The organism is Affinirhizobium straminoryzae, from assembly GCF_007004135.1.
Taxonomy (GTDB): domain Bacteria; phylum Pseudomonadota; class Alphaproteobacteria; order Rhizobiales; family Rhizobiaceae; genus Neorhizobium; species Neorhizobium straminoryzae.
Genome location: NZ_VJMG01000135.1, coordinates 1 through 1,144, shown reverse-complemented (window position 1 = coordinate 1,144; position 1,144 = coordinate 1). Strand labels below are relative to the sequence as shown.

Below are 1,144 nucleotides of genomic sequence, written 5' to 3'. Positions count from 1 at the left end.
CATGGCTGGCTCTTCGCTTAAGGCCTCGGGCGCGTTTTGGCAATTTCGCGGGGCCGCTAATCTTCGGGATGCAGGGCGACGGGGCCTTTTGTTTGGCGGCTGGCCCGTGTAAACAGCGATCGGCGAAACAGACGGGAGCTTGTGGCGCATGGACGCCCGCGAAATGAAGGTGAAGGCGGCAGAGGCCGCACTTCAGCACGTTGAAGACGGTATGCGGCTTGGCATCGGCACCGGGTCCACCGCGGAAGAATTCGTTCGCCTTCTGGCGGAAAAGGTGGCCGAGGGGCTGAAGGTCCTGGGGGTTCCGACCTCCGAGCGCACGGCGCGCCTGTGCCTGGAACTCGGCGTTCCCCTGAAATCGCTGGAAGAGCTGCCGGAGCTGGACCTGACCATCGATGGCGCGGACGAACTGGATTCGGCACTGAGCCTGATCAAGGGCGGCGGCGGCGCGCTTCTGCGCGAGAAGATCGTTGCGGCGGCCTCGGCCCGCATGATCGTGATTGCCGACGAGACCAAGCTGGTGGAGACGCTCGGCCGCTTTCCGCTGCCGATCGAGGTCAATCCGTTCGGGCTTGCCGCGACCCGCATCGCCATCGAAAAGAGCGCTGCGCGCCTTGGCCTGACCGGCGAGATCCGGCTGCGCCGGGCGGGAGAGGACGTGTTCACCACGGATGGCGGACACTTCATTCTCGACGCATCTTTTGGCCGTATTCCTGATGCAGAGGCTCTATCCATCCAGCTGCATTCCATACCCGGTGTCGTGGAGCACGGGCTGTTCATCAACATGGCGTCCTCTGCGATCATCGCCGGCCCGGCGGGGGCACGGACGCTGAAGGCGAATTAAAGACAGGAGCATTGAAACCAATGATCAGACAAGCGGTTTTCGGCCGCGCAGCGGCGCTTGCAATCCTCTTCTCCGGCGCCGTTTTCGGTGCATCCGCCCAGGCTCAGGAAGTGACCGACGCCCATCTGAAGGCGGCGCGCGACGTGATTGCGGCCCTGAACGCCACCCAGCGTTATGATGAAATCCTGCCGAGCCTCGCCGAGCGGCTGAAGAGCGAATACACGCTGACCTCGCCGAACTATCAGGACCAGATCAACAAGGCCGTCGATGGTGAAGCGCTGGCGCTTGCGCCGCGTCGCG

The 1,144-nt window shown here is 63.7% G+C and carries 2 protein-coding genes; both read left to right on the top strand.

Annotated elements, in window-relative coordinates; translation table 11 throughout:
• Window positions 1–148 precede the first annotated feature (148 nt).
• Window positions 149–844 carry a ribose-5-phosphate isomerase RpiA gene (gene rpiA / locus FNA46_RS25835; RefSeq protein WP_143128099.1) on the top strand — a complete coding sequence of 232 codons (696 nt, stop codon included), beginning with the start codon at window positions 149–151 and terminating at the stop codon, window positions 842–844.
• 20 nt (window positions 845–864) lie between these two features.
• Window positions 865–1,144 (top strand): DUF2059 domain-containing protein (locus FNA46_RS25830; RefSeq protein WP_483923590.1); only part of this gene is annotated, 280 nt, incomplete at its 3' end.

Coding starts and splice junctions, on each gene's coding strand:
- rpiA (WP_143128099.1), top strand. CDS start 149: ATGGACGCCCGCGAAATGAAGGTGAAGGCGGCAGAGGCCGCACTTCAG.